A 21606-nucleotide genomic window follows, 5' to 3' on the forward strand; every position below is an offset into this window, starting at 1 on the left:
ATCCCGCGTCCGCCCCCGTGCCGGTGTTCCGGGCCCAGCCGCCAGGTGCGCAACGCTGATCTTCGCGCCGCGGCATGATCGAAGGACAGTTCTGGCCGTCAGCACGACCGGATCCGTCCTTTGATCACCAGGCGGGGGTCCAGCAGCGACGCGCTTGGCGACCGGATCGATCCCTGACCCGAGCCGGTCCTGGCCGAGGCCTGCCTGCCGCAGGACTCGTCTGCTACTGCGCTGGCTGAGCTGAGCTTCCGCTCCGCCGCTGGCGCGGCGGGCACCGGCGGGGATTTCACCCACCTGCGCGCTACATCCCTTGGGGCCCGTCGCCGTGCAATGTCACCACGCCAGCCGAACTGCGCGGGAGATCGGTCATGAGATCGGTGATCCAATAGCGAATCTGGCTGTCGGGACGACCAGATCTGCAATTCGATCACGGTGGGGACTTTTCGAGGCCTGGGGCGCGCTTGTGGTTCCGGTTCTTCCGCGCCTTTGGCGCAAATGCGAAATGTCGGATAAGTCCGGGCGCTTGCGCCTGGACTTATCCGGGGACGTCGCGCCCGGGGATGTGTTGCCCGCGGGGTTGTCGCCAATGGAGGCGGAGAGGGGAGCTGTGGCGTGCGTCGTGGTCAGGTGGCGGGGAGGGCCGTGGCGGTGGTGCGGGCGGTGTCGGCGGTGGTGCGGGCCGCGGTCACGATGCTGACGACAGCGCCGACGAGCAGGACCACGGACCAGATCAGGGCGACGATCGCCACGACGATGCCGGCCACGGCGTCGGTGATGCTGACCAGGATGCCCGGCACCAGGCCGTGCAGGAACGCCACCACCACGTTGCACAGCAGGGAGCACAGGGTCAGCAGGACCAGGCCCTTGTTCTGCAGGAAGCGGGGCTGGGCGGCGACCAGCGAGCCGGCGAAGACGAGTTTCAGGAACATGAGCAGCGAGAGGATCACGGTGGCGGTACCGCGGGGGAACGAGGCGAAGAGAATCAGGTAGGCGATCGTGCCGAACGGGAATGCCAGCAGCAGGGCGACCATCAGGACCAGCTTCGCCACGGCGAGAAGGATGAGGCCGATGGAGGTCAGGAGCAGCAGGATCGCCACGATCAGCGTGACGACGCCCTGGAGGCGGCCGTGCAGGCGCTGGGGGACCACGAGGCCGGCCGCCATCAGGGCGACGGTGAAGAGGGCCGCGAAATCCAGCAGCGCCAGGTACGGGATGCCGACGCCGGAGGGGCGTTCGACGTGGCCGCCGGCCGGGACCTGGGCGCCGAGGGCGGCGGCGTTGTCGGTGAGGGCGGTGCCCGCGTCGACGCCGCCGATCAGCAGCTGCTCGCCGAGCTCGACGCAGACGACGAGGGCCATCGCGACGAGCGCGACGATGAAGAACGGGGTGCGGAGGCGTTCCACGGCTCAGCCCTTCTTCGCGATGGTGAGGACGCAGGTGCGTTCGCCGGCGCAGATGAGGTCGATGTCGGTGGCGGCGTCGCCGACGGTGACCGAGACGGTGTCGCCGGCCTTGGCGTCGCTGCGCACGAGCGTGTCCTGGCCGGGGGCCGGGGCCTGCACGCCGACGTCGCTGTCGGCGCGCAGGCGGACCGTGCGGCGGCCCTGACGGGCGGCGACCCGCAGCACGCAGCTGCCGTCGCGCACGACGAACGTGTCGCCGGAGCGGCAGGGGGCGCTGAGGTCGGCCGGGTCGGCGTCCGGGGTCTTCGCGAACTTCGCCCCGAACCATTCGACGAGCGCCCCGGGCTCCTTGAGCGAGCCGCCGCCCGGGCGTTGCGCGGCGGAGCCGGCGAACATCGCCGTGATCACGACGAGCGCCGCGATCACGATCTTCGTCTGCCTGGTCATCACGGCACCATCTGGGCGGGCAGGACGGCGGCGGCGGGGCCGATGCCGCCGAAGTCGTCGACGGCCTGGACGGTCCACACGAAGGTGCCGTTGAAGGTCAGGACCGTGCCGCCGAGGCCCATGTTCTGGGCGGGGCGCAGCGACGGCGCGTAGCTCTTGGCGTCGGTGCGGGCCGTCACCATCGGCACGGTGTTGCACGCCTGCGGGGTCAGGGGGCCCTGCGCGCACACCGAGATCGACAGGCTGACGACCCAGTGGGTCACGTACGCCTCCGGCTGGTCCCAGACGAGCCTGCCGTCGGCCTGCTTCAGCTGCGCGTTGGCCGGGGTCTTCAGCACGGGCGGCGCCAGCCGCACCGCGACGACCAGGTCGACGGCCGTGCCCGCCGCGACGGTCTTCGCCGCCGGGACGCCCTGCTCCACGACCGTGTCGGCCCTGGTCGGGTCGTTGCGGTGCTTGATGGTGCCGGCGACGAGGCCCGCCTGCTTCAGCGCGAAGACGGCCTGGGTCTCGTTGAGGCGGGCCAGGTCCGGCACGGGGATCGACCCGGACGGCGGCGCGGTGACGACCGGTGCGGCCGACGCCGACGCCGAGGGCGCCGGCGAGGAGCCGCCGAGCGTCAGCACCAGGGTGACCGTGACGGCGGTGATGACGACGAGCCCGGCGGCGATCGCGATGATCCACCACGGGATCCGGCGCTCCGGCGGCGCCGGCGGGGCCGCGACGTCGAAGACGACCCGTCCGCTGAGCACCGACGACTCCTCGGGCGCGGAGTCCGCCGAGTAGGCGCGGCCCTGCACCTCGTACGAGCCGGGCTTCGCCTGCGCCGGGACGTGGACCTTCAGCAGGAACGACGCGGACGCGGCCGGCAGGACCCGGCGCTGTGGGTCGTCGACGGTGAACCAGGAAGGGTCCGCGTCGCCGCCGGCGACCGGCTCGAACACGACCCGGTCGGCGGCCTTGCCGGGGTTGGTGACGGTGAACGTGGTGCCGCCCTGGTGCGCGTCGTCCAGGACGATGCGCTCGGCGGCGGTCGTGACGACCCACTTCGTGGACATGACACACAGCTCCTAGGGAATCGAGACGGTGACGGCCGCGGGCTTCTCCTGCTGCACCACGAGCCGGATCAGGGACAGCTGGTCGCGGGCGGGATCGGGCACCCGCACCACGACGTGGAAGGGGCGGGGCTCCTCGATGGTGAAGCCGGGCACCCCGGTCACCGTCTCCAGCAGCGCGCACAGGCCGCCCGCGGTGCCCCGGCGGCGGGCCAGGTCGCCGGCGCGGGCGACGAGGTCGCGCTGCCGGCCGGACGGCAGCGGCCGTCCGATGTGGTCCATCGCCACGCACCGCAGCAGGAACGGCAGGAAGGCGTCGGGCGTCCGGTACGCGGCGAAGAGCTCGTCCACGGCCGTGAGCCGCCGCTCGGCCGGCGCGTGCATCGCCTCCATGACGTCCAGCAGCGCGGTCAGGACACTGCCGGGCTGCGCCGCCGGCTGGTACACGGCCGGGAGCAGCCGCACGATGTCGTCATGCCGCATTGAGACGCACCACCTCGACGTCGTGCTCGCCGGAGCACAGCAGCCAGGTCGGCGGGATCGTCACCGGCTGCCGGGTCTCCCGGTCGGCGGTGAAGGACCACGTCCTGGCGTCGTCGCTGCGGTACGCGCCGCGGGGCCCACCCGCGAGGACCCGCCCCACGCCGCCGGCCACAGTGCTGGTCGCAGTGCTGGTCACAGTGCTGGCCGCGAGGGCCGCCACCGGCTCGAACCGGGTCCGGTCCCGCAGCGGCAGGCCACCGTTGACGTTGGCCGCCTCCCACTGCGGGGTCTTGCTCGCCAGGTCCAGCCGCAGCACCCCGGCGCTCTGCGTGGCGGCGACGACGGCCTGGCCGGTGAAGTCGAGGTCCCAGCAGGTGCCGCCGGTCCAGCCGGCGTTGAGCTGCTCCCACCGCACGTCCGCCTCGAACAGGCGGGCCCGGTGGCAGCCCTGCCCGGGGCGGTTCGGGTCCGACTCGCCGGCGCCGACCCACACCACGGTGGACGGGCCGTCGTACTGGATCTCGATGGCGCGCGCGTCGGTGCCGCGCAGCCCGACGTGGTCGAACGTGCCGGCGGTGCCGCCCTCGGTGGACAGGTAGACGCCGTACTTCGCCTGGGCCGCGAGGACGACGCCGTGGGTGCCGCGTTCGGAGACGAACGACCGGACGCCGGAGAAGCCGCGGCCCGGGTCGGTGTTGTCGACGAGCACCTGCAGCGGCACCGCGCCGGGCTCGGCGGCGACCTCGTACAGGCCGGCGTCGGTCGCGCACAGCAGCGTCGCCACGCCTTCCCGGTCGATCCAGGCGACGTCGGCGATCGCCGGCTCCAGGGCGGCGACCAGGTCCCACGTCTCGCCGAGGTCCCGCGACGCGTGCACGGCGCTGGTCCCGTCGGCGGTGTGGGTGACCGCGGCCAGCAGCCCCGGGCGGGCGGTGATCCCGGGCCGGTTCGGCGCGGGCGCCGCGACGACCCGGCGGACATCCTCGCCCGGGAACCGCCCGGCAGGCTCCCAGCCGGCGCCGCCGTTGGTGGAGCGGAACACGACCTCGCCGCTGCCGGCGTACCAGGTGTCGTCCTGGAACCGGTCGGCGACGACGGACCGGACGGCCTTGTCGGGCGCCTCGTCGACCACGAACCGCACGTCGTCGACGTACCGGACGCCGGGCTCCGCGGACTCGAGCATCCGGTACACGTTGGACGCGCGCAGCGGCTCGCCGAACGCCCAGCCGGTGGGGGTCATCGGGGTCGGCAGGGGGCTGATCGTCGCGTACAGCCGGTCGTTGATCCGCCGGCGGACCGCGTCGACGTCCTCGTGGTCGCCGACCACGACCCGGGCCCGCACGGCGACCGCCTTGTAGCGGGCCCAGCCGGCGACGACCCGGGTGCCGAGCGCCCGCCGCGCCTCGAGGTCCTGCTGCGTGTGCAGGCGCACGTCCTCGCCCTGCACCTCCAGCAGCCTCGCCACCGGCAGCCGCCAGCCGGGCCGGGACTCCGTCCCGACGTGCGGCACGAGGACGACCTCGACCTCGCCGGGCTGCGCGAAGGACCACATGGTGGCGCGGGTGAACGCGGTCGCCCGGGCCACCGCCGCCGACGCGGCCGTGGCGAGCAGCTCGAAGTCGCGGGCGGTGACGGCCCGGCGCAGCGCGAAGAACTCGTATGGGCCGCGGGTCAGCGCGGCGTCGACGGGCTCCAGGTCCCGGCCGCCGAACGCGGGCCGCTCGTTGGTGACCCGCACGCCCGGCACCGGGTCGCGCAGCGCCGTCACGGTGTGCGCGGCCACGTTGCCGGCCGAGCCGCCGCCGACGCGGTACCAGATCCGCACCTCCCGGCCCGCCGGCGGGACCGCCGCGACGGGCGCGCCACCGGCGTCGACGGCCGGCGCGAACGTGACCGTGCCGGTGCTGCGGTCCAGCTGGTAGACGAGGGCGTCCGCCGGTACACCGGCGAAACCCGCGACGGGCTGCCAGATGACGAACGAGCGGCCGTCGTGCTCCCGCGCCGGGACCCCGTCGGCGACCTCCTCGGCGGGCGTCTGCACGCCCAGCATCACGTCGAGGTGTTCGGTGGTGGTCACGATCGGCGTCCGCGCCGTGCGCAGCACCTGCCCCGGCATGCCGGTGCCGAGACCGAGCAGCTCGGCCGCGACGGGCTCGCAGTGGTGCGCCCGTACGGTGACCGCGGCCTGCCCCTCGGCGAGCACCGCGGACTCGGTGGTGACGAACAGGACCGGCTGTGGGTCGGCGCCCTGCGCGGCCGCCTTCGTCCCGGCGGGCACCGTGATCCTGGTGGTGGTGTCGTCGCCGGTACGGGTGAACGTCAGCTCCGTCCACGCCGCGGCGGGCGCGTGCCGGGTGATGCCGAGCAGGTTGAGGTACTCGATGTAGGCCTTGTCGGGCAGCCGGTTCAGCCGGTACAGCATGACCTCCGTCAGGTGCGCGAACACCTCGACGAGGGCGATGCCGGGGTCGTGCACCGACAGGTCGGTCCAGCCGGGGCAGGACCGGGCGATGCGGTCGCGGGCCTCGCGGACGAGATCGGTGAAGCTGCGGTCGTCGAGGTTGGGGATCGGCAGGGTCATGACGGGCTCCCGTCGGACGCCGGACCGAGGTCCAGCGGGATGTCGAGGTCGGCGAGGGTGAGGGTGGCGAGGACCCGGTACCGCAGGTGGATGGTCAGCCGGGTCGGCACGTCGGGGTCGGCGGCGGCGTCCAGCGACACGATCTCCGCGCGCGGCTCCCACCGCTGGACCGCCTGCCGGACGTAGTGCACGGCGAGGCCGGCGGTCGTGTGGTCGTTGGGGGCGAACAGCAGCCGGTTGAGATGGCACCCGTACTGCGGCCGCATCAGCCGCTCGCCGGGCGTCGTCGCCAGGAGGAGCAGCAGCGCCTGTCGTACCGCGGCGTCACCGTCCACCATGGACAACGACCCGGTCGCCGTCAGCGCCGGAGCGAATCTGATCGCCCTCATGCGTCTGCCCCCACGAAGGACTGGCCGGGGTCGCGGACCGTGTAGTGGACGGTGCCGGGGACCGTGCCGTCGGTGAGACCGTCCAGGTTGGACAGTGCGACCCGCTTGCCGTCGACGCGGATCCAGTCGCTGTACCCCGCCTGCACCGCCAGGGTGAGGGTGCAGGGCTTCATGGTCGGGCCGATGTTGGGGCAGCCGGCGACCGCGCGGCCCTGCGGGTCGTCGTCGACGAGGACGTCGGCGCCGCCGACGGTGACCCAGTGCTGCGAGGCGTTGTTGCGCACCCGGCCGTCGTGGCCGCAGCGCACGACCGCCTGCACCGTCACGAGTTTCATGCCGGACCTCCCGGGAGCGTCGGGACCGCGATGAGGGCGTGCTCGAAGTCGACCGTGCGGGCCTTGACCGTGACGCCGTGCCCGGGCGCCTCCAGGACCAGGTCGGTGGCGGCGTGCAGCCGCACCACGTCCGGCGCGAGCTGGAGGTAGCTGCCGTCGGCGGTCTCCACCCGCAGCGACTTCTCGGCGTCGTCGACGACGATCGACTGGCCGTGCGCGGTCCGCATCGACCAGCGCTGCACGCCGCCGCCCGTGACCCCGGCGCCGTCGGGCGCCTTGGCGGTGCCGAACAGGGAGCCGAGGACGACCGCGTCGCCGGACGCGTCGTGCGGCAGCGCGACCAGCACCGAGTCGCCGACGTCGGGCAGCAGCACCAGGCCCTTGCCGTCGCCGGCGCCGGGCACCAGCAGCGCCACCCAGCCGGCGTCGAGCCCGCCGTGCGCCTGCAGCGCCACCCGCACCCGGCCGCACCCGTCGGGGTCGTCGACCGCGGTCACCCGCCCGAGCGTCAGCGACGCGCCGGGCCGGGCCACGTCGCGCGCCGGCGGCCGGGTCGACACCGCCGCCAGGTACCCGTCGGCGTCCACAGTGGACACGACCTCGGTGAGCACGTAGGTGCCGTCCAGGGCGTCGGCGACGCCGCGCACGGCGATCCGGCGACCGGCCCGCAGCGCGGCGCTGCCGGCGGCGACGCCGTCGAGGGTGACCGCCCGGGCCGCGCTCGCGTCGAGGGCGCCCTGGGCGACGGCGCGCAGCTCGTCGCCGGTCCGCGCGGACTCGTCGACCAGCGTCAGCGGCGCCGGGCTGTCCGGCCGCAGCGCGATGTCGCGGCCCTGCCGGGGCTGCCCGGCGGTCTCGGTGAACGCCTTCGCCCGCTGCGGGTGCCAGCCGACCGCCTCGCAGCGGACCGCGAGCCGGTCGACGCCGGCGGCCACCTCGACGTGGTGCAGGTCCCGGCCGTACCGGATCGGGACCGGGTCGCCGTGCCCCTGCAGGGTCAGCACCCGCAGGTCGGTGCCGTCGAGGACGACGTACATCCCGATCCTGCCGAGGGTCTCCGTCAGCAGCTGGAGGTCGCGCTGCCGGTGCTGCACCACCCGCTCGAACCGGGGGCCGTCGCCGCCGCCGTGCACGTGCACCCCCAGGTCGCCGGCGACCGCCTCGACCAGGTCCTTCGGGTCGACGCGGTCGAAGCAGCGGACGGTCTGCCGGGCGCGGAGCCGGTGCAGCAGGTCGTAGCCGGTCAGCCGGGTCTCCGCGGTGCCGTCCGCGGCCCGGGTGAGGCCGACCCCGGTCACCTCACCGGTGAACAGGGGCCCGTCGTCGCCGGCGACGCGCACGACGAGGCTCGCGCCGAGTAGGTGCAGGGCCTCGCCGCGCGGGTCGTCGAGGGTCAGCTCGCACTGCGCGGGCTGCGAGAGCCGGCTGGTGACCCGCACCCCGGTGACCGGGAGCTCCCGGTCGCCCGCCGTCGCGTGCACCGCCGGCATCATGGCCGGCCGCCCGTCGCCGGCACCGACAGCACCCGGCCCGGCGCGACCGCGAACGGGTCGTCGACGCCGTTGTGCTCGGCGAGCTCCCGCCAGCGCATCGGGCTGCCGAGGGCCTCCATGGCGAGCAGGTCGATCCTGCCGGTGCCGCCCGGGCCGGTGCTGCCGTCGCCGAGCGCCTGCACCGCCGTGGGCGCTGTGCCCGGTGCGGTGCCGGCGCCCGAGCGGGCCAGCTCCCCGTCGAAGTCGCGGGCGCCGGCCTGCTTCGGCTCGTCGACCCGCACCAGCTTCAGCCGCATCCACGACCGCCCGGGCGCGCCCGTGGGGCCGAACGCGTCGAAGCGCTCCGCGATGGCGGCGATGACGCCCGGCACGTTCCACGACCGGCCCCACACGAGCCGGACCAACGGCGGGCGGGCGGAGCCGAGCTCCTCGGCGGTGTTCTCGGCCAGGTTCCACAGCTTCGCGGTCAGCTGCCGCACGTCCTGCGGCGCGGACCGCGACTCGACCAGCGCGACGTCGAACACCATGTCCAGCAGCAGCTCGGTGCGCCCGCCGCCGGTGAACCGCACCGGGTCGTCGGCCCGGCCCCGCCCGACGAGCCGGCTCTCACCGGCGGCGGGCGTGCGGATGCCGGCGAGCCGTTTGACCTCGAACGTCTCCGGGTTGAGCAGGCAGTCGATCCGCTCGCCGGTCTCGTCGACGACGAACGCTACGCGTTCCATGGCAGTCCTCGCTGTTCCTCGTCGAGCCGGCGGATCCGGTCGCCGCCGGGCCGCGGGGTGACCTCCCACTGGGCGCTGTCGTCGGGCAGCTCCGGCCACCGGCGGTGCGTCTCGTCCCCGAGCCGCGGCCACGGCCCGCTCCTCACCACGTGCTCCGCGACCTCGGGCAGCCGCGCCGGCCGCGCGCCCGGAAGCTCGGACCACGTCGCGGCGGTCCCGTGCCGTCGCGGCGGAGCGTCGGTGTGGTGCGGCGGGACCTCATCGGGTGGTGTCTCGTCACTCCATGCGTCGCGGGCCGAGTCCGGCAGGTCCGGCCACCGCAGCACCACCGGGCCGCGGCCGGGCGTCCCGGGCTTCTGGAGCTTCCGGGGCTTCTGGGGCTTCTGGGGCCGGTCCGCGGGACGCCGCGCGGGCTGCTCCCGACGCGTCTGGGGCGGCGCCGGCTTCTCGCGATGGGGGCTTGATGGCATGGCTTCCTCGACCGGTGCCGTGAAGACCGCCCGGGTTGGGTGGGTGTCCGCCTCGACCCGCACGGCCGGCTTCGTCCGCGGTGCGGTGTCGTCCTCTGGTACTGGTCTGGCCCGCGGGGCGAGGTCCTCCTGCGACGCCGGCGTGGGGCGTGCGGCCGGCGCCTCGGCAGGTTCGGGAAGTCGCCGCGGTGCGGGGGAGCGGACCGGCTCCGGGACCGCCGGGCGCAGCCGGACCGCCGGCCGTGACGGCCCGGTGTCCTCAGTGGACGCCCGGCGGACCGCCCGCCGTGACGGCTCGGCGTCCTCAGTGGACGCTCGATGAACCGCCGGTCGTGGCTCGCCGTCCTCGATGGACGCCCGGCGGGCCGGGGGCGGGGCGGCCGCGGAGACCGCGACCGCCACACCCGTCCATCGCACCTGAGTCTCGCCGGCCGGCGGGGGAGCGGGCGCTGCCCGTACCGACGCCGCCGCCGCGACGGAGAGCACCTTCGCCGGCCGCAGCAGGTGCGGTGCACGGTCCCGGACCAGGCTGAGCCAGTGCTCCGGCGCTCCGGGCAGCGACCGCTCCTCGACGACCGTCTCAGCAGTGGGCACGAGCCGGTCGGCCGCCCACCGCAGCCACCCGGCGAGGGTGTCACGCAGCCGCGCGGCCACCGCCGGCCTCCCGCTGCAGCCCTTCGTGCGCGAGCACCAGGGTCTCGATGGCCAGTTCCCGGCTCATGGCGTCCAGCGGCGCGCCGCTCCACTCCTGCGGCCAGGCGTTGATGAGGTTCCACCGCAGCGCCTCGGCGGTGCCGGCGGGGTCGAGCATGACGATGGAGACGTTGCGGCGGCTGACCTTGCCCTCGACGGCGGTCATCAGCCAGTTCCACAGCTCGGCGGAGTTGGTCAGGCCGAAGCGCAGCGTCACCGGCGGGTACGTGACCCGGCCGGGGATCGCGCGCACCACGCTGCCGTTGCCGGCCTCGCGGTAGGAGATCCGCTCGACCTTGACGCCGAGCCCCTGCACCTCCGTGAAGTGGCCCTCGTTGACGTTGTTGATGAGGAGTTTGAAGTTGTACGCGCGGTACGGGTCGACCCAGTTGCCGGGCTGAGCGGACGGGGCCGGGACGGGTGCGGTCATCGAGCTGCTCCCTTACTGGGCTTCGGTGCCGATGGCGGACTGGCTGAGCTTGAACACGACGAACTCGGCGGGCTTGACCGGCGCGACGCCGATCAGCGCGACGACCTGGCCCGCGTCGCGGACCTCCGCGGGGTTGGTCTCGGCGTCGCACTTGACGAAGAACGCCTCCTGCGGCGTCGCGCCGAGCAGCGCGCCGTCGCGCCAGACGCGGGTCAGGAACGCGCTGATGTCCCGGCGGATCGAGCGCCACAGCTGCTCGTCGTTGGGCTCGAACACGATCCAGCGGGTGCCGTCGCCGATGGACTCCTTCAGCATCGAGAAGAGCCGGCGGACGTTGAGGTAGCGCCACTCCGACGCCTCGGCGGCGAGGGTGCGGGCGCCCCAGACGCGGATGCCCTCGGACGGGAAGTAGCGGATGCAGTTGACGCCGGCCGGGTTCAGCAGATCCTGTTCGGCGCGGGTCACCCGGTACGTGAGGTCGACGGCGCCCCGGACGGGCTCGTTCGCGGGCGCCTTGTGCACGCCGCGGATGCTGTCGTTGCGCGCCCACAGGCCGGCGACGTGCCCGCTCGGCGGGGTGGTGACGACGTCGCCGCTCATCGGGTCGCGGACGACCAGCCACGGCAGGTAGAAGGTGCCGTAGTCGCTGTTGCGGGGCCGCAGGCCGCCGTCGTCCGTCGCGGGGGCCGGCTGCGCGGGCTGCTGGCCGTCCTGCGCGGGGGTCTTCGCCTTCTTGGGCGCGGGCGCGGTCTCGACCCGCACGAGCCGCTCGACGTCGGTGATCTCCTCCGGCGGGTCGAGGATCGCCATCCGGTCGCCGAGGTTCTCGCAGTGCTTCAGCAGGTCCTCGTGCGACAGCACGTCGGTGTACCCGGGCGCGGCGACGATCGCGATCTCGTCGATCGCCTCCAGCAGGCCGAGGCCGGAGCGGGTGCGGCCGGCGCCGGCGATCGGCTCGCCCGGCGCGATGTTGACGATGTAGCACCGCCCGCCGCCGTTGTCGAAGAACCCGTACACGGCGCGGGACAGCGGTGTGCCGGCGCCCGGCTCGGTGCCGCCGGCGTAGATCCGCAGGAACTCCGACCAGCTGCCGACGGCGACCGCCTCGTTGCGGCGGGCGTCGCGGTCCGGCGCGGTGCCGACGAAGCCGGCGGTGCTGGTGCCGACGGCGCCGATGGGCCGGGCGCCGCCGCTGACCTCCTCGACGTACACGCCGGGAGACGCGTAGTAGGGCATGTCATGCCTCCTTGATCTCGCACCGGATGACCGCCGGGGAGGCGGCATCGGCGGTGACGGTGTGGTGGAACCGCAGGCCGCGGCCGGACAGCCGCAACCTGGCCGGCCGGTCCGCGGGCAGCCCGTCCAGGACGAACGTGCCGTCGGCGCCGGTGTAGGTGACCTCGGTCCGGTCGGCGCTCTCGACCCGCATGCCGGCCAGCGGCGTGTCGCGGGGCCCGAGCACCACCCCCGACAGCGGCCGCAGCGGCACCGTCTCGATCCGCAGCGGCGCGGTGACCCGCGGCGTGGCGGGCGCGGGCCGGTCGAGCTGCCCCGGGACGTCGACATAGAACGCGGGTCTCGTCGGTACCCCCGACGACTGCCACACGTGCGCCGGCACCTCGTCGAAGACGGGCCGGTGCGGGCCGGTGGTCGTCGCGCTCAGCAGCCGGTCGAGCGCCGCGACGTCGTCGGCGCGGGCGGTGGCGAGCAGGAACCGCATCCTGAACCGGACCGGCTCCAGCCCGGTGGTGGGCCGCATGCCCTGCTCAGGCAGCAGCGCGGTGAGCCACACGTGCACGTCCGCGGGCTTGGCACCCTTGCCGTCGCTCTTGGTGTCGCCGCTCGGCGGCCCCTGCCTCGCGCTGAGGCCCGCGCCGCCGACCCAGCGCAGCAGGGCGGTGGTGGCGGTCTCGACGATGCCCGGTTCAGGCATGACGGTGTCCCCTCGTTCATGGGCTCGGGGTTTCGGTTCGGTGCAAGCAGGACGTCCGGCGGCCCCGGTTGATACGGGGAGCCGTGTCGCCTACCTGACTGGGTGAACCGGTATCAGCGGCACCCGCGGCCGCCTCCGCCGGCGCCCCGCCTCAGCACCCGCACCGGGCTACGATGCTCGGGCGGACAGTGACAGGTGTCGAAGGGAGACCGGCCGGTGGCGGACAGCGGGCTGGAGCGGGCGCTCGAGGAGCACCTAGGGGCGCTGGAGCGCAAGGACCTCGCGGCGTACGCGGCGACGCTCGCCGAGGAGGTGGTGCTGATCCTGCCCAACGGCACGGTCGTCGACGGCAGGGCGGCCATGGTCGAGTTCCACCGCGAGATGTTCGCCGACGACACCTGGACGCAGGAGCGCACCGTCCGGAAGGTCACCCTGGCCGGCAGCACCGGGTGGGTGCTGATCGAGTACCTGTGGACCACCGTCGACGCCACCGGCGCGGTCGAGTCGCAGACCCGGGCGTACTTCACCCTCACCTACGCGCTCGTCGACGGCAGGTGGCTCGTCGTGGCCGACCAGAACACCCGCCTGCCGTAGCGGGCGGGTGCGGCGGCCCCAGGCGGCGGCGCGGGTGACGGCGGCGCCGACGGTCCGGGTGCCAGCTGGTCAACGTCAACTCCGGCAAGTGCCTGCAGCAGGCGGGCGTGACGTCGGAGACGCGGGTCGAGGTGCTGCCGCATGATACGGACGCGGCCGCCCGGTGGTGCTGCGGCAACCAACAGGTCAGCGGGAGCGGGGATCGACGTGCAGGAGGCAGAACTCGTTGCCTTCTGGGTCGGCGAGGACGGTGAAGGGTTCGGTGCCGGTCTGGCCGGCGTCGGTGGGGCGGGCGCCCAGGCCGACGAGCCGGACCACCTCCGCCTCCACGTCGCCGTCGAGGATGAGGTCCAGGTGGACGCGGTTCTTCGGAGAGTGTGGGGTGGCCGCGCGCTGCAGGAAGACCGACGGCGCGCCGGGCGGGCCGAACAGGTGCGTGCCGCCCTCCTCCGCGGGGCCGGCGGTGTAACCGAGGGCGTCGGACCAGAAGCCGGTCATCAGGTCGAGGTCGGTGACGTCGATGGTGCACTGCGCGATGTGAGGGGGCATACACCGTCTGCTACCCGTTCCGGGACAGACCCTAACGAGTGGCCCAGCCGGTGAGCGCCAGGACCGAGGCGGCGACGTCGGCGACGGTCCGGTCGTCGGTGGGGATCCGGTGGACCGACGGGGGCACCGACGCGGCGAGGGATCTGGCGGCGGCGTCGCTGCGCTGCACGTGCAGGTCGTAGGCGGTGCCGATCTCGCGGCGGGCCAGCCGGGTGCGGGCGGTCGCGTCGGAGGAGGTGAGCAGGACGGCGGTGACGCGTGGGGCGTCGCCCATCGCGGCCGTGAGCGCGGAGACCTGCTGGACGCTGACGGTGTTGGTGTAGATCAGGCGGCGGTAGCCGAGGGCGCGGTAGTTGGCCCACATGGCGGCGAGGTTGCGCTCCGCGAGGTGGTGCTCCCACGGCGGCGGGTACGCGAGGTCGAGGTTGTCCCCTTCGACGACGCAGTGCCGTACACCGGCCGCCGACAGCTGCGCGTGCAGCTCCGCCGCAACCCTGCTCTTGCCGACCCCTGACCTGCCGCCGAGGAACAGCACCTCGCTCGCGTCGGTCATCAGCGGGGGCAGCGGCCGGTGCTCAGGACCACGCCGGTCTGGCCGTCGAGGAGGATGTACACGTGGTCCTCGACGATGTTGAGGCGGCCGCCCGGCAGCGGGTCGCCGGTGCAGTAGCTCGGGACCGGCAGCCGCTGCCCCACCGACACCGGCACGGGCGCGGCGGCCGGGACGGCGGCCGTCACGACGCACGCGGCCAGCACCGCGACGCGCGGCAGCACGCCGCGACGGTGCCGGGGTGGCACCGTGGCGGCGGCGGGCACATCGAGGTCGATCATCCCTGCCAATGGTACGGCCCCGGCGCGCGGTGCGCCGGGGCCGACCGGATGACTCAGCTCGCGGTGCAGGTGAGCGTGGCCGGAGCGGTGTTGGTGCCGCTGTAGGACGCGCCGAACCCGGCCGCCGTCGACGCGGTGGGTGCCAGGGCGCCGTTCCAGTCGGCGTTGCGGACCGTGACGGCGGCGCCGGTCTGCGTCCAGACGCCGGACCAGCCGTTGGTGACCCGCTGGTTGCCCGGGAACGTGAACGTGACCGTCCAGCCGGTGATCGCCTGACCACCGGAGTTGCGGACGGTCACCTCGCCGTTGAAGCCGTCGCCCCACTGGTTCGTGACGCGGTAGGTGGCCTCGCAGGACTTGCCGGTGGTGGTGCCGGTGGTCGTGACCGTGACCGGGTCGGACAGCACCGACAGGTTGCCGGCGGCGTCCTTCGCCCGGATCGCGAACTGGTACGCCGTGGACGCCGTCAGGCCGGTGACCGTGGCGGTCGTGCCGGTGGCGGTGGCGACGACGACCGGTCCGGCGGTGCCGCCGAGGCGCAGGACGTCGTAGCCGGTGACGCCGACGGCGTCGGTCGACGCGGCCCAGGTGAGGGTCGCGCCGCTGCTGGTGACCGCCGACGCGACGGGCGTGCCGGGCTTCGACGGCGGGGTGACGTCACCGGTCGCCGGGGCGGTGGTGACGGTGCCGACCGGCGAGGCCGCCGACGTGTTGCCGGAGGTGTCGACCGCGACGACCAGGAAGCTGTACGCGGTCGCCGGCGACAGCCCGGTGATGGCCAGGGACGTGCCGGTCGTGGTGCCGACGACCCCGGCCGCCGAGGACACCCGGTAGGACGCGACGCCCACGTTGTCGGTGGACGCCGCCCACGAGGCGGTGACCGACGTCGAGGTCACGTTGGTGAAGGTCGGCGCGCCGGGCGTGGACGGCGGCGTGGTGTCCGCCGGACCGGTGCCGGGAGCCTCGCCCCAGACCTTGGTGGCCCCGTCGTACAGCGTGATGTGGTTGTTCGGGCTCTGCGTGGCGCCGGCCGGGAACGACCAGTCGTTCGTCGGGTCCCAGGTGCCGGCGGACGAGATGCGGAACTGCACCTCGCGCCGCCACGCGGACTGGCCGGCCGGGGCGATCTTCTGCCCGGCGCAGCTGACGGTGACGTAGTACGTGCTGCCGCTGACCAGCGTCGGGCCGGTGGGCGCGGAGCACTGGTTGTAGGCGCTGCTGAGCGAGATCTGCGCGGGCGTGGTGGTGCCGTCGAGGGTGAAGTAGTAGCGGAACGAGCCCTGGTCGAGGGTCCGCGCCGGCCACGCCGACTTGTTGTAGACCATCGCCTTGACCTCGGTGAACGTGGTCCCCGGGGTGTTGATGGAGGACTCGACGTACATCTCCGGCCCGTCCGGGGTCTCCGCCGCCGGGAAGCCGGACAGCGCCGTGCCGCCGTACTCGCCGTACATGCGGGCCAGGGCGGAGGTGAGCCCGGAGTTGTAGTCGGTGGCGACCTCGTTCATCACGTAGTCGGACCGGCTGTCGGTGTAGGCGTCGTTCGGCGACGACGGCCCGCCGACGAGCGCGCCGTACAGCGTGTGCCGCGAGACCTCCGGGTTGGTGATCTGGTCCGTCCAGGACCCGTGCGCGGTGCGGTGGTGCGGGTTCTTCGGCGGGTTCGCCCCGAAGCCGATCATGTAGCTGGACTTGCGGGGGTTGTCGCCCAGGATGTAGTTGATCTGCCGGGCGCCGAAGTCGTGGTAGCGGGCCTTGCGGGTGGCGTCGGTGAGCCAGTCGCTGTAGAGCAGCGCCACGAAGGACGTGTTCGCGGCGTACCGCAGCGAGCCCCAGCTGTCGAGCACCGCCTGCCCGCCGGGTGACGTGGGCACCTTCTGGCCGTTGACGCCGACGGTCCAGTAGTCCAGCCAGCGGTTGGCGTCGTCGACGTACCGCTGCTTGCCGGTGAGCTTGGCGAGGAGCACGTAGCAGCCGTACGACTTGTCGTCCCACGCGATCGTCCACCGGTAGGACTTCGTCGTGGTCTGGTTCTCGTTGCTGAGGTTGTCGTAGCCGGCCTCGGCCTTCGCGAGGTAGGCCGCGTCGTTGGTGGCGCGGTAGAGCCAGATCGCGCCCCACACGAGCTCGTCGTTGAAGCCGCTCCACGAGTTGTAGTAGCTGGCCGCGTCGGTGATGCAGTCGCTGTACTTGCGGCGCACGGTGTCGGCGAACGTGTACAGCTGCTTCGCGTGCGTGACGAGCTTGTCGGCGTACGCGGCGTCGGTCGGGCGGATCACGATCGACGAGGCGGCCATGGCGGCGGCCGTCTCACCGGCGAGGTCCGAGCCGCCGCAGGTGGCGTCGATCTTGTACGAGGGTCGTGCCATCGGCATCACCTCGGCCGGGCCCCACCAGGCGTGGTCGGGGTTGCCGGAGCCGATCTGTCCATAGAGGACGTTCGGGGACGGGTGCGCCTTGATGAAGTAGTCGTTGACGAACTTCAGGTTGTTCACCAGGTTGGTCAGCTGTCCCGACTGCACGTACGCGTCGCGGTACTCCACCGCGCCCCACGCGAGCATGGTGGTCGAGAACGCCATCGGGAAGCCGAACTTCACGTGGTCGCCGGCGTCGAACCAGCCGCCGGTCAGGTCGAGGCCGACGTCGGCGCCGTCGGTCGTGGCGGCGTTGCCGCGCCACCCGACCCGGCTCCACGCGGGCTTCGGCCCGGCCTGCTGGGCCTCGTAGAACCAGATGGACTTCTGCAGTGCCTCCGCGTAGTTGTACGCGGGGGCGGCTGTCGCCGGGGTCGAGGCTGCCACGGCGATGACCGTCGTGGCGGCGGCGACCCCGAGCGCCGCGACTGCGCCGAGAATCCTCCTGCGCATGGGTGGTGCTCCTCTCCGGGTGGCGGTGCGCGGATTGAACCGCGTCACCGCCCCGGCGCGGGCATATCACCGTCCGGCGAGGGTGTCCTGCCTGGTCACGGCGTGAAACTTTCTTCTTTGGAAGAGCAGGTGCGCGACCACCAGCGGCACGACGCCGACCGGGTACCAGGCCAGGTCGGCGGGGTCGAACTTCACGCCGAGCGCGTACCGCGCCAGGAGGCTCCGCGCGGACAGCTCGGCGGGAACGCCGGTCAGCTGCGCCAGCTCCACCGCCCAGCACCAGGCGATCGCGACGGCGCCCGCGACGAGCGGGGTCGTCCGGGGCCGGAGGACGAAGACCCCGGCGTAGATCATGGAGGCGTACAGCGCGGTCCCGGAGTACTGGCGCAGCGCGCCGTCGTCGACGGCCCGGATCGCGAACGCGACCGCCAGCGCCGCCGCGACGCCGGCGAGGGCGAGCAGGCGGCTACGCATCGGCGGGGAACTTCACGGCGCGGCCGGTGCGCAGGTCGACCGCGGGGTCGCCCGGGGCGGGGTCCTCGGCGGTGAGCAGGACCGTCTGCCCGGCGGGGACCCGCACGGCGAGGATCACCGAGCTGATGCGGCTGCCGTCGGACGGGTCGACGAGCGGCGTGGACTCGTAGGTGGCGGACCCCTTCCCGACGGTGATCACCGTCTGCGGATACGACTTGTCGGCGCGCGGCACGCCGGCGACGAGGGCGAGCACGTAGTCGTGGGCGTCGTCCGGCGCGATCAGCCCGTCGCCGTCCTTCTCCCAGGTCACCTTCTTCTCGGTGGCGGCGTCGAACTGGTGCGTCGTGACGACGGCGTCGACCCGGAACCCGGGGAAGTCCGGGGCGGTCACCACCGTGATCGGGGTGCCGGCGAGCTTGCCGAGCAGCGGCCGCTCGGCGTTCATGCAGCACTCGTCGTAGTCACCGGGGGTGTCCTGGAGCGCCTCGTCGACCGTGTCGGCGAACGGCCCGATGCAGCCCATCAGCGTTGTCGCGACCACCGCGAGCAACCAGCCTCGTTTCACGCGTCGAGTATGCCTGGCGGATACCACTGCGGAGCGTTACCTGACTATAGTCAGACATGTGGAACTGCTGGAGACCGTCCGCCGCTTCAACCGGACCGTGACGCAGCGCGTCGGCGCGCTCGACGACGAGTACCTGTCCCGCGGCCGCCCGCTCGGCCAGGCCCGCCTGCTGTGGGAGATCGGCCCCGCCGGCGCCGAGGTGGCCGCCCTCCGCGCCCGCCTCGGCCTCGACGCCGGCTACCTGAGCCGCCTGCTGCGGGCACTTGAGGCCGACGGCCTTGTCGTCGTCGGCGTCGGTACGAGCGGCGACGCGCGCGTCCGCGAAGCCTCGCTGACGGATGCCGGGCGGGCCGAGTGGGCGATCCTCGACAGCGCCTCCGACGACCTGGCCCACTCGATCCTCGGGCCGCTCAGCGACACCCAGCGGTCCCGCCTGGCGACCGCGATGGCGGAGGTCGAGCGGCTGCTCCTGGCGTCGATGGTCGAGCTCACGGTCTGCCCGCCGGTCGACCCACGGGCCCGCGCCTGCCTGCGCGCCTACGCCCGCGAGCTGTCCCAGCGCTTCGACGACGGCTTCGACACGGGCGTCAGCCGGCCGGTCGACGACGAGGACCTGACCCCTCCCCGGGGCGTGTTCCTCCTCGCCACCCTGTCCGGCGAGCCCGTCGGCTGCGGCGCCCTGAAGCTCCACCGCGACGCCCCCGCCGAGATCAAGCGCGTCTGGGTCTCCGGCACCGTCCGCGGCCTGGGCCTCGGCCGCCGCATCCTCACCACCCTGGAGCACCACGCCGCCGAGGCCGGCCACCACTCCGTCCGCCTCGACACCAACCGCAACCTCACCGAGGCGATCGCGCTGTACCGCAGCACCGGCTACAAGGAGGTGCCCGCCTTCAACGACGAGCCCTACGCCCACCACTGGTTCGAGAAGCACCTCTAGTCACCGCAGGTGCACCTCGACGCCGCGTTCGTGCAGGACCGCGAGCACGTCGTCCATCGTTGTCGCCGTGAGCCGCAGATGCCGGTCGAACCCCGCGACGAGATGCCGCCGGGCGACGCCGGCGTGCTGCCAGACGAGGGTGAACGGCGCCCGCGCGCCCCACCCGCCGCGGAGGCAGTCGTCAAGGGCGTTGAGGTTCCAGCCGAAGTACCCGCCAGGCCCGTTGACCGCCTCGCCGAGCGCGCAGTAGAGGCCTTCGATGTCGGTGACGTGGGTGCCGTCGAGGAGGTACGTGCCGCCCGCCGGGCTGTCGCCGTCCTGCCGGCGCCGGCGTATCGCGATTCCCGACCACACGTGCCGCAGCGTCCGGTCGAGCGCCGTCCAGCTCCCCGGCGTCTCCGGCCGCCCGCCGTCCCAGAGGCGCCAGATCGCCGGGGCTCCGCTCGGGAACGGGGCGAACACCGCGTCGGCCACCACGATGTCGAGCAGCCCGTCATGCCGCGACGGGCGGGCGGCGGTCACCAGCCCGTCGAGGTTCCGGTCGTCGACCGGCGTCCCGGCGCCGTCCAGCACCTCGACCGTGACCTGCACGCGCCGCCGCTTCGCCGACCCGCCGGGCACGTACGTCAGCAGCTTCGCCAGCGGCGCCTCCGGCTGGACACCGACCCACGTGACGACGCCTGGCTCTGGCTCGGGGCGGTGCCGGTACAGCCCGAGAGTGTCCTGACAGGAGCCGAGGGGATCGGCGTCCTCGCCGGAGAGCAAGAACGCGCGCCCGGCCGGCCGCGGTGCGCCGTTGTACCGGCTCGCATCCCCCGGCGCGATGTGCAGCAACCCGGTGAGCTCGACGTCGACCAGCTCCGGATCCCCTCCGGACGGCCGGTGCCCGGTGACCGTGGCGTCGAGCAGGAGATGGACGCAGGAGAAGCGGTGCTCGATCGGGCCGCATGCCGTCCCGTCCCCGGCGGTGTGCCGTTCGTCGAGGACGACGGTGCCGACATCGCCGTCCGGCGCGCCCGCCGTCACGGCGGCGCGGAGCCGGCCCTCCGGGCGGCACCCGACCAGCACGAAGCGTTCGTACAACGGCGGCGGCGCATCCCCGAACATGCCTTCGACGTCCACGCAGGTGCCGAACGGTGCCTCGTCGACGCTGTCGTCCAGCAGGTCCAAGATTCGCCACCGTCGGTGGGGCCGGGCGGCGTCGGAGGTGGTGCTGCTCACCCGGCGAGCGTATCCGCCGGCGGAAAAGCGCGTGCGCGGTGTGGGAGCGGCGTGGTGGCATCTGGCATGCGGATCGACCGGGATGATCTGGGTGACCGGATGAAGTCGTACGAGCGGGTGACGAAGGCGGTGCTGCCGCGGCGGACCCACACGCTGCTGCGGGTCGACGGGCGGGCGTTCCACGGGTACCTGCGGGGGGCGGCGAAGCCGTTCGACCACGGGTTCATGGCGGACATGGACGCCGTGGCGGAGGCGTTGTGCGCGGAGATCTCCGGCAGCGTGTTCGCCTACGTGCAGTCCGACGAGGTGTCGGTGCTCGTGGTCGACTTCGCGGGGGCCGGGACGCAGGCGTGGTTCGGGGGCGAGGTGCAGAAGTGGTGCTCCGTCGCGGCCTCGGTTGCCACGGCGACGCTGAACGCGCGGCGGCCCGGGAAGCTCGCGCTCTTCGACGCGCGGGTCTTCACCGTCGCCGACCCGGCGGAGGTCGCCAACTACTTCATCTGGCGGCAGCGTGACGCCGTCCGCAACAGCATCACCATGGCGGCACAGGCGGTGTTCCCGCACAGCCGTCTCCAGGGTGTGCACTCCGGGCAGGCCCAGGACATGCTCTACACCGAGCATGGCATCAACTGGAACGACTACCCCGACGGCTGCAAGCGCGGCCGCGTGGTCGTCAAGGCGTCCGGCGAGCGCACGGTGACCTTCGTGCACAAGCGCACCGGCGAGCCGGAGACGGTGACCGCGCTGCGCTCGTGGTGGGAGACCAGGCCGGCGCCGCACTTCACCGCGGCCCCGGACGGCTTCCTGGCGACCACGATCCCCGCGCTGCCGCGGCTCGCCACGCCGGCCTGACGAGGTCGGAAAACCGCGTGCGCGGGGCGGCGGCACGTGTTGCGATCAAAGCATGACGATCGACCACGGGGTGCTTCGGTTCGAGCGGGTGTTCGCGATGGCGGACTCGGTGGTTGTCGCCGGCTACGTGGCCCGGCGGCACCGGGAGTGCGTCTCGGTGGCGGTCCGGGCACTGCTGCCGGGCCGCCGGCCGCTGCGGGATCCGGGCGGGCCGGCGCGGGAGACGCTGTTCGCCAGGCACGGCGCCGGCCGGGGCGGCCACCTCGGCGGCCGCCGGCAGGCATG

Annotated in this window: 24 protein-coding genes; 4 read left to right on the plus strand and 20 right to left on the minus strand. The window is 73.6% G+C overall.

What is annotated here, in order from left to right; translation table 11 throughout:
* Positions 1-623 precede the first annotated feature (623 nt).
* From ABZ321_RS45085 to ABZ321_RS45145, 13 genes are read right to left on the minus strand one after another with little or no spacing between them, the layout of a single operon-like run.
* Positions 624-1403, minus strand: a complete 780-nt coding sequence (locus ABZ321_RS45085; protein ID WP_354902124.1) for a hypothetical protein — start codon at positions 1401-1403, stop codon at positions 624-626.
* 3 nt (positions 1404-1406) lie between these two features.
* Entirely contained in the window at positions 1407-1850 is a 444-nt protein-coding gene (locus tag ABZ321_RS45090; RefSeq protein WP_344504044.1) for a hypothetical protein, read from the minus strand.
* Positions 1850-2908, minus strand: a complete 1059-nt coding sequence (locus tag ABZ321_RS45095) for a PASTA domain-containing protein (protein WP_344504045.1) — start codon at positions 2906-2908, stop codon at positions 1850-1852. The genes ABZ321_RS45090 and ABZ321_RS45095 overlap by 1 nt, the downstream gene beginning before the upstream one ends.
* Before the next feature lie 12 nt (positions 2909-2920).
* Complete coding sequence (locus tag ABZ321_RS45100; protein WP_354902128.1) at positions 2921-3388, minus strand: phage tail protein; 468 nt, start codon at positions 3386-3388, stop codon at positions 2921-2923.
* Positions 3378-5969, minus strand: coding sequence for a putative baseplate assembly protein (locus ABZ321_RS45105; RefSeq protein WP_354902131.1), 2592 nt, complete (start codon positions 5967-5969; stop codon positions 3378-3380). Before ABZ321_RS45105 ends, ABZ321_RS45100 begins: the two co-directional genes overlap by 11 nt.
* Positions 5966-6358, minus strand: coding sequence for a GPW/gp25 family protein (locus tag ABZ321_RS45110; RefSeq protein ID WP_354902133.1), 393 nt, complete (start codon positions 6356-6358; stop codon positions 5966-5968). Before ABZ321_RS45110 ends, ABZ321_RS45105 begins: the two co-directional genes overlap by 4 nt.
* Complete coding sequence (locus tag ABZ321_RS45115) at positions 6355-6693, minus strand: hypothetical protein (RefSeq protein WP_354902136.1); 339 nt, start codon at positions 6691-6693, stop codon at positions 6355-6357. The genes ABZ321_RS45110 and ABZ321_RS45115 overlap by 4 nt, the downstream gene beginning before the upstream one ends.
* Entirely contained in the window at positions 6690-8174 is a 1485-nt protein-coding gene (locus ABZ321_RS45120) for a phage baseplate assembly protein V (RefSeq protein WP_354902138.1), read from the minus strand. The genes ABZ321_RS45115 and ABZ321_RS45120 overlap by 4 nt, the downstream gene beginning before the upstream one ends.
* An 8-nt stretch (positions 8175-8182) precedes the next feature.
* A complete protein-coding gene (locus ABZ321_RS45125; protein WP_344504051.1) occupies positions 8183-8908 on the minus strand; it encodes a hypothetical protein in 726 nt (241 codons plus the stop codon).
* The gene (locus ABZ321_RS45130) at positions 8896-10032 is read right to left on the minus strand and encodes a hypothetical protein (RefSeq protein WP_354902141.1); all 1137 of its coding nucleotides are present in this window, start codon (positions 10030-10032) and stop codon (positions 8896-8898) included. The genes ABZ321_RS45125 and ABZ321_RS45130 overlap by 13 nt, the downstream gene beginning before the upstream one ends.
* Complete coding sequence (locus tag ABZ321_RS45135; protein ID WP_344504053.1) at positions 10013-10501, minus strand: phage tail protein; 489 nt, start codon at positions 10499-10501, stop codon at positions 10013-10015. The genes ABZ321_RS45130 and ABZ321_RS45135 overlap by 20 nt, the downstream gene beginning before the upstream one ends.
* 12 nt (positions 10502-10513) lie before the next feature.
* Complete coding sequence (locus ABZ321_RS45140) at positions 10514-11737, minus strand: phage tail sheath subtilisin-like domain-containing protein (protein ID WP_354902144.1); 1224 nt, start codon at positions 11735-11737, stop codon at positions 10514-10516.
* A 1-nt stretch (position 11738) separates the two neighbouring features.
* The gene (locus ABZ321_RS45145) at positions 11739-12434 is read right to left on the minus strand and encodes a carboxypeptidase regulatory-like domain-containing protein (RefSeq protein ID WP_354902146.1); all 696 of its coding nucleotides are present in this window, start codon (positions 12432-12434) and stop codon (positions 11739-11741) included.
* Between the two features lie 216 nt (positions 12435-12650).
* Between ABZ321_RS45145 and ABZ321_RS45150 the strand changes: the two genes are divergently transcribed.
* Complete coding sequence (locus ABZ321_RS45150; protein WP_354902149.1) at positions 12651-13028, plus strand: nuclear transport factor 2 family protein; 378 nt, start codon at positions 12651-12653, stop codon at positions 13026-13028.
* Between the two features lie 186 nt (positions 13029-13214).
* On the opposite strand, the gene ABZ321_RS45155 is transcribed toward ABZ321_RS45150, so the two are convergent.
* The 6 genes from ABZ321_RS45155 to ABZ321_RS45180 form a co-directional block, all read right to left on the minus strand.
* Positions 13215-13577 (minus strand): VOC family protein, encoded by a 363-nt coding sequence (locus tag ABZ321_RS45155; protein ID WP_344504057.1) that lies wholly within the window; start codon positions 13575-13577, stop codon positions 13215-13217.
* A gap of 31 nt (positions 13578-13608) precedes the next feature.
* Positions 13609-14130, minus strand: coding sequence for an adenylyl-sulfate kinase (locus ABZ321_RS45160; protein WP_354902152.1), 522 nt, complete (start codon positions 14128-14130; stop codon positions 13609-13611).
* On the minus strand, positions 14130-14408 hold the full coding sequence (locus tag ABZ321_RS45165) for a hypothetical protein (protein WP_344504059.1): 279 nt from the start codon (positions 14406-14408) through the stop codon (positions 14130-14132). Before ABZ321_RS45165 ends, ABZ321_RS45160 begins: the two co-directional genes overlap by 1 nt.
* A 53-nt stretch (positions 14409-14461) precedes the next feature.
* Positions 14462-17272 carry a glycoside hydrolase family 9 protein gene (locus tag ABZ321_RS45170; RefSeq protein WP_354902156.1) on the minus strand — a complete coding sequence of 937 codons (2811 nt, stop codon included), beginning with the start codon at positions 17270-17272 and terminating at the stop codon, positions 14462-14464.
* A gap of 66 nt (positions 17273-17338) precedes the next feature.
* A complete protein-coding gene (locus ABZ321_RS45175; RefSeq protein WP_354902158.1) occupies positions 17339-17746 on the minus strand; it encodes a DUF2809 domain-containing protein in 408 nt (135 codons plus the stop codon).
* Positions 17739-18311 carry a hypothetical protein gene (locus ABZ321_RS45180; RefSeq protein ID WP_354902161.1) on the minus strand — a complete coding sequence of 191 codons (573 nt, stop codon included), beginning with the start codon at positions 18309-18311 and terminating at the stop codon, positions 17739-17741. Before ABZ321_RS45180 ends, ABZ321_RS45175 begins: the two co-directional genes overlap by 8 nt.
* A gap of 58 nt (positions 18312-18369) precedes the next feature.
* Here ABZ321_RS45180 and ABZ321_RS45185 point away from each other — a divergent pair, with 58 nt between their 5' ends.
* Positions 18370-19248, plus strand: a complete 879-nt coding sequence (locus tag ABZ321_RS45185) for a helix-turn-helix domain-containing GNAT family N-acetyltransferase (protein WP_354902163.1) — start codon at positions 18370-18372, stop codon at positions 19246-19248.
* Here ABZ321_RS45185 and ABZ321_RS45190 read toward each other — a convergent pair whose 3' ends face one another.
* Positions 19249-20418 (minus strand): barstar family protein, encoded by a 1170-nt coding sequence (locus tag ABZ321_RS45190; protein WP_354902166.1) that lies wholly within the window; start codon positions 20416-20418, stop codon positions 19249-19251.
* Between the two features lie 150 nt (positions 20419-20568).
* On the opposite strand from ABZ321_RS45190, the gene ABZ321_RS45195 reads away from it, so the two are divergent.
* Entirely contained in the window at positions 20569-21321 is a 753-nt protein-coding gene (locus ABZ321_RS45195) for a tRNA(His) guanylyltransferase Thg1 family protein (protein ID WP_354902169.1), read from the plus strand.
* A gap of 52 nt (positions 21322-21373) precedes the next feature.
* A partial coding sequence (locus tag ABZ321_RS45200; protein WP_354902172.1) for a hypothetical protein occupies positions 21374-21606 on the plus strand: 233 nt, incomplete at its 3' end.

The sequence above is a fragment of the Dactylosporangium sp. NPDC006015 genome (assembly GCF_040614215.1).
Classification (GTDB): Bacteria; Actinomycetota; Actinomycetes; order Mycobacteriales; family Micromonosporaceae; genus Dactylosporangium; species Dactylosporangium maewongense.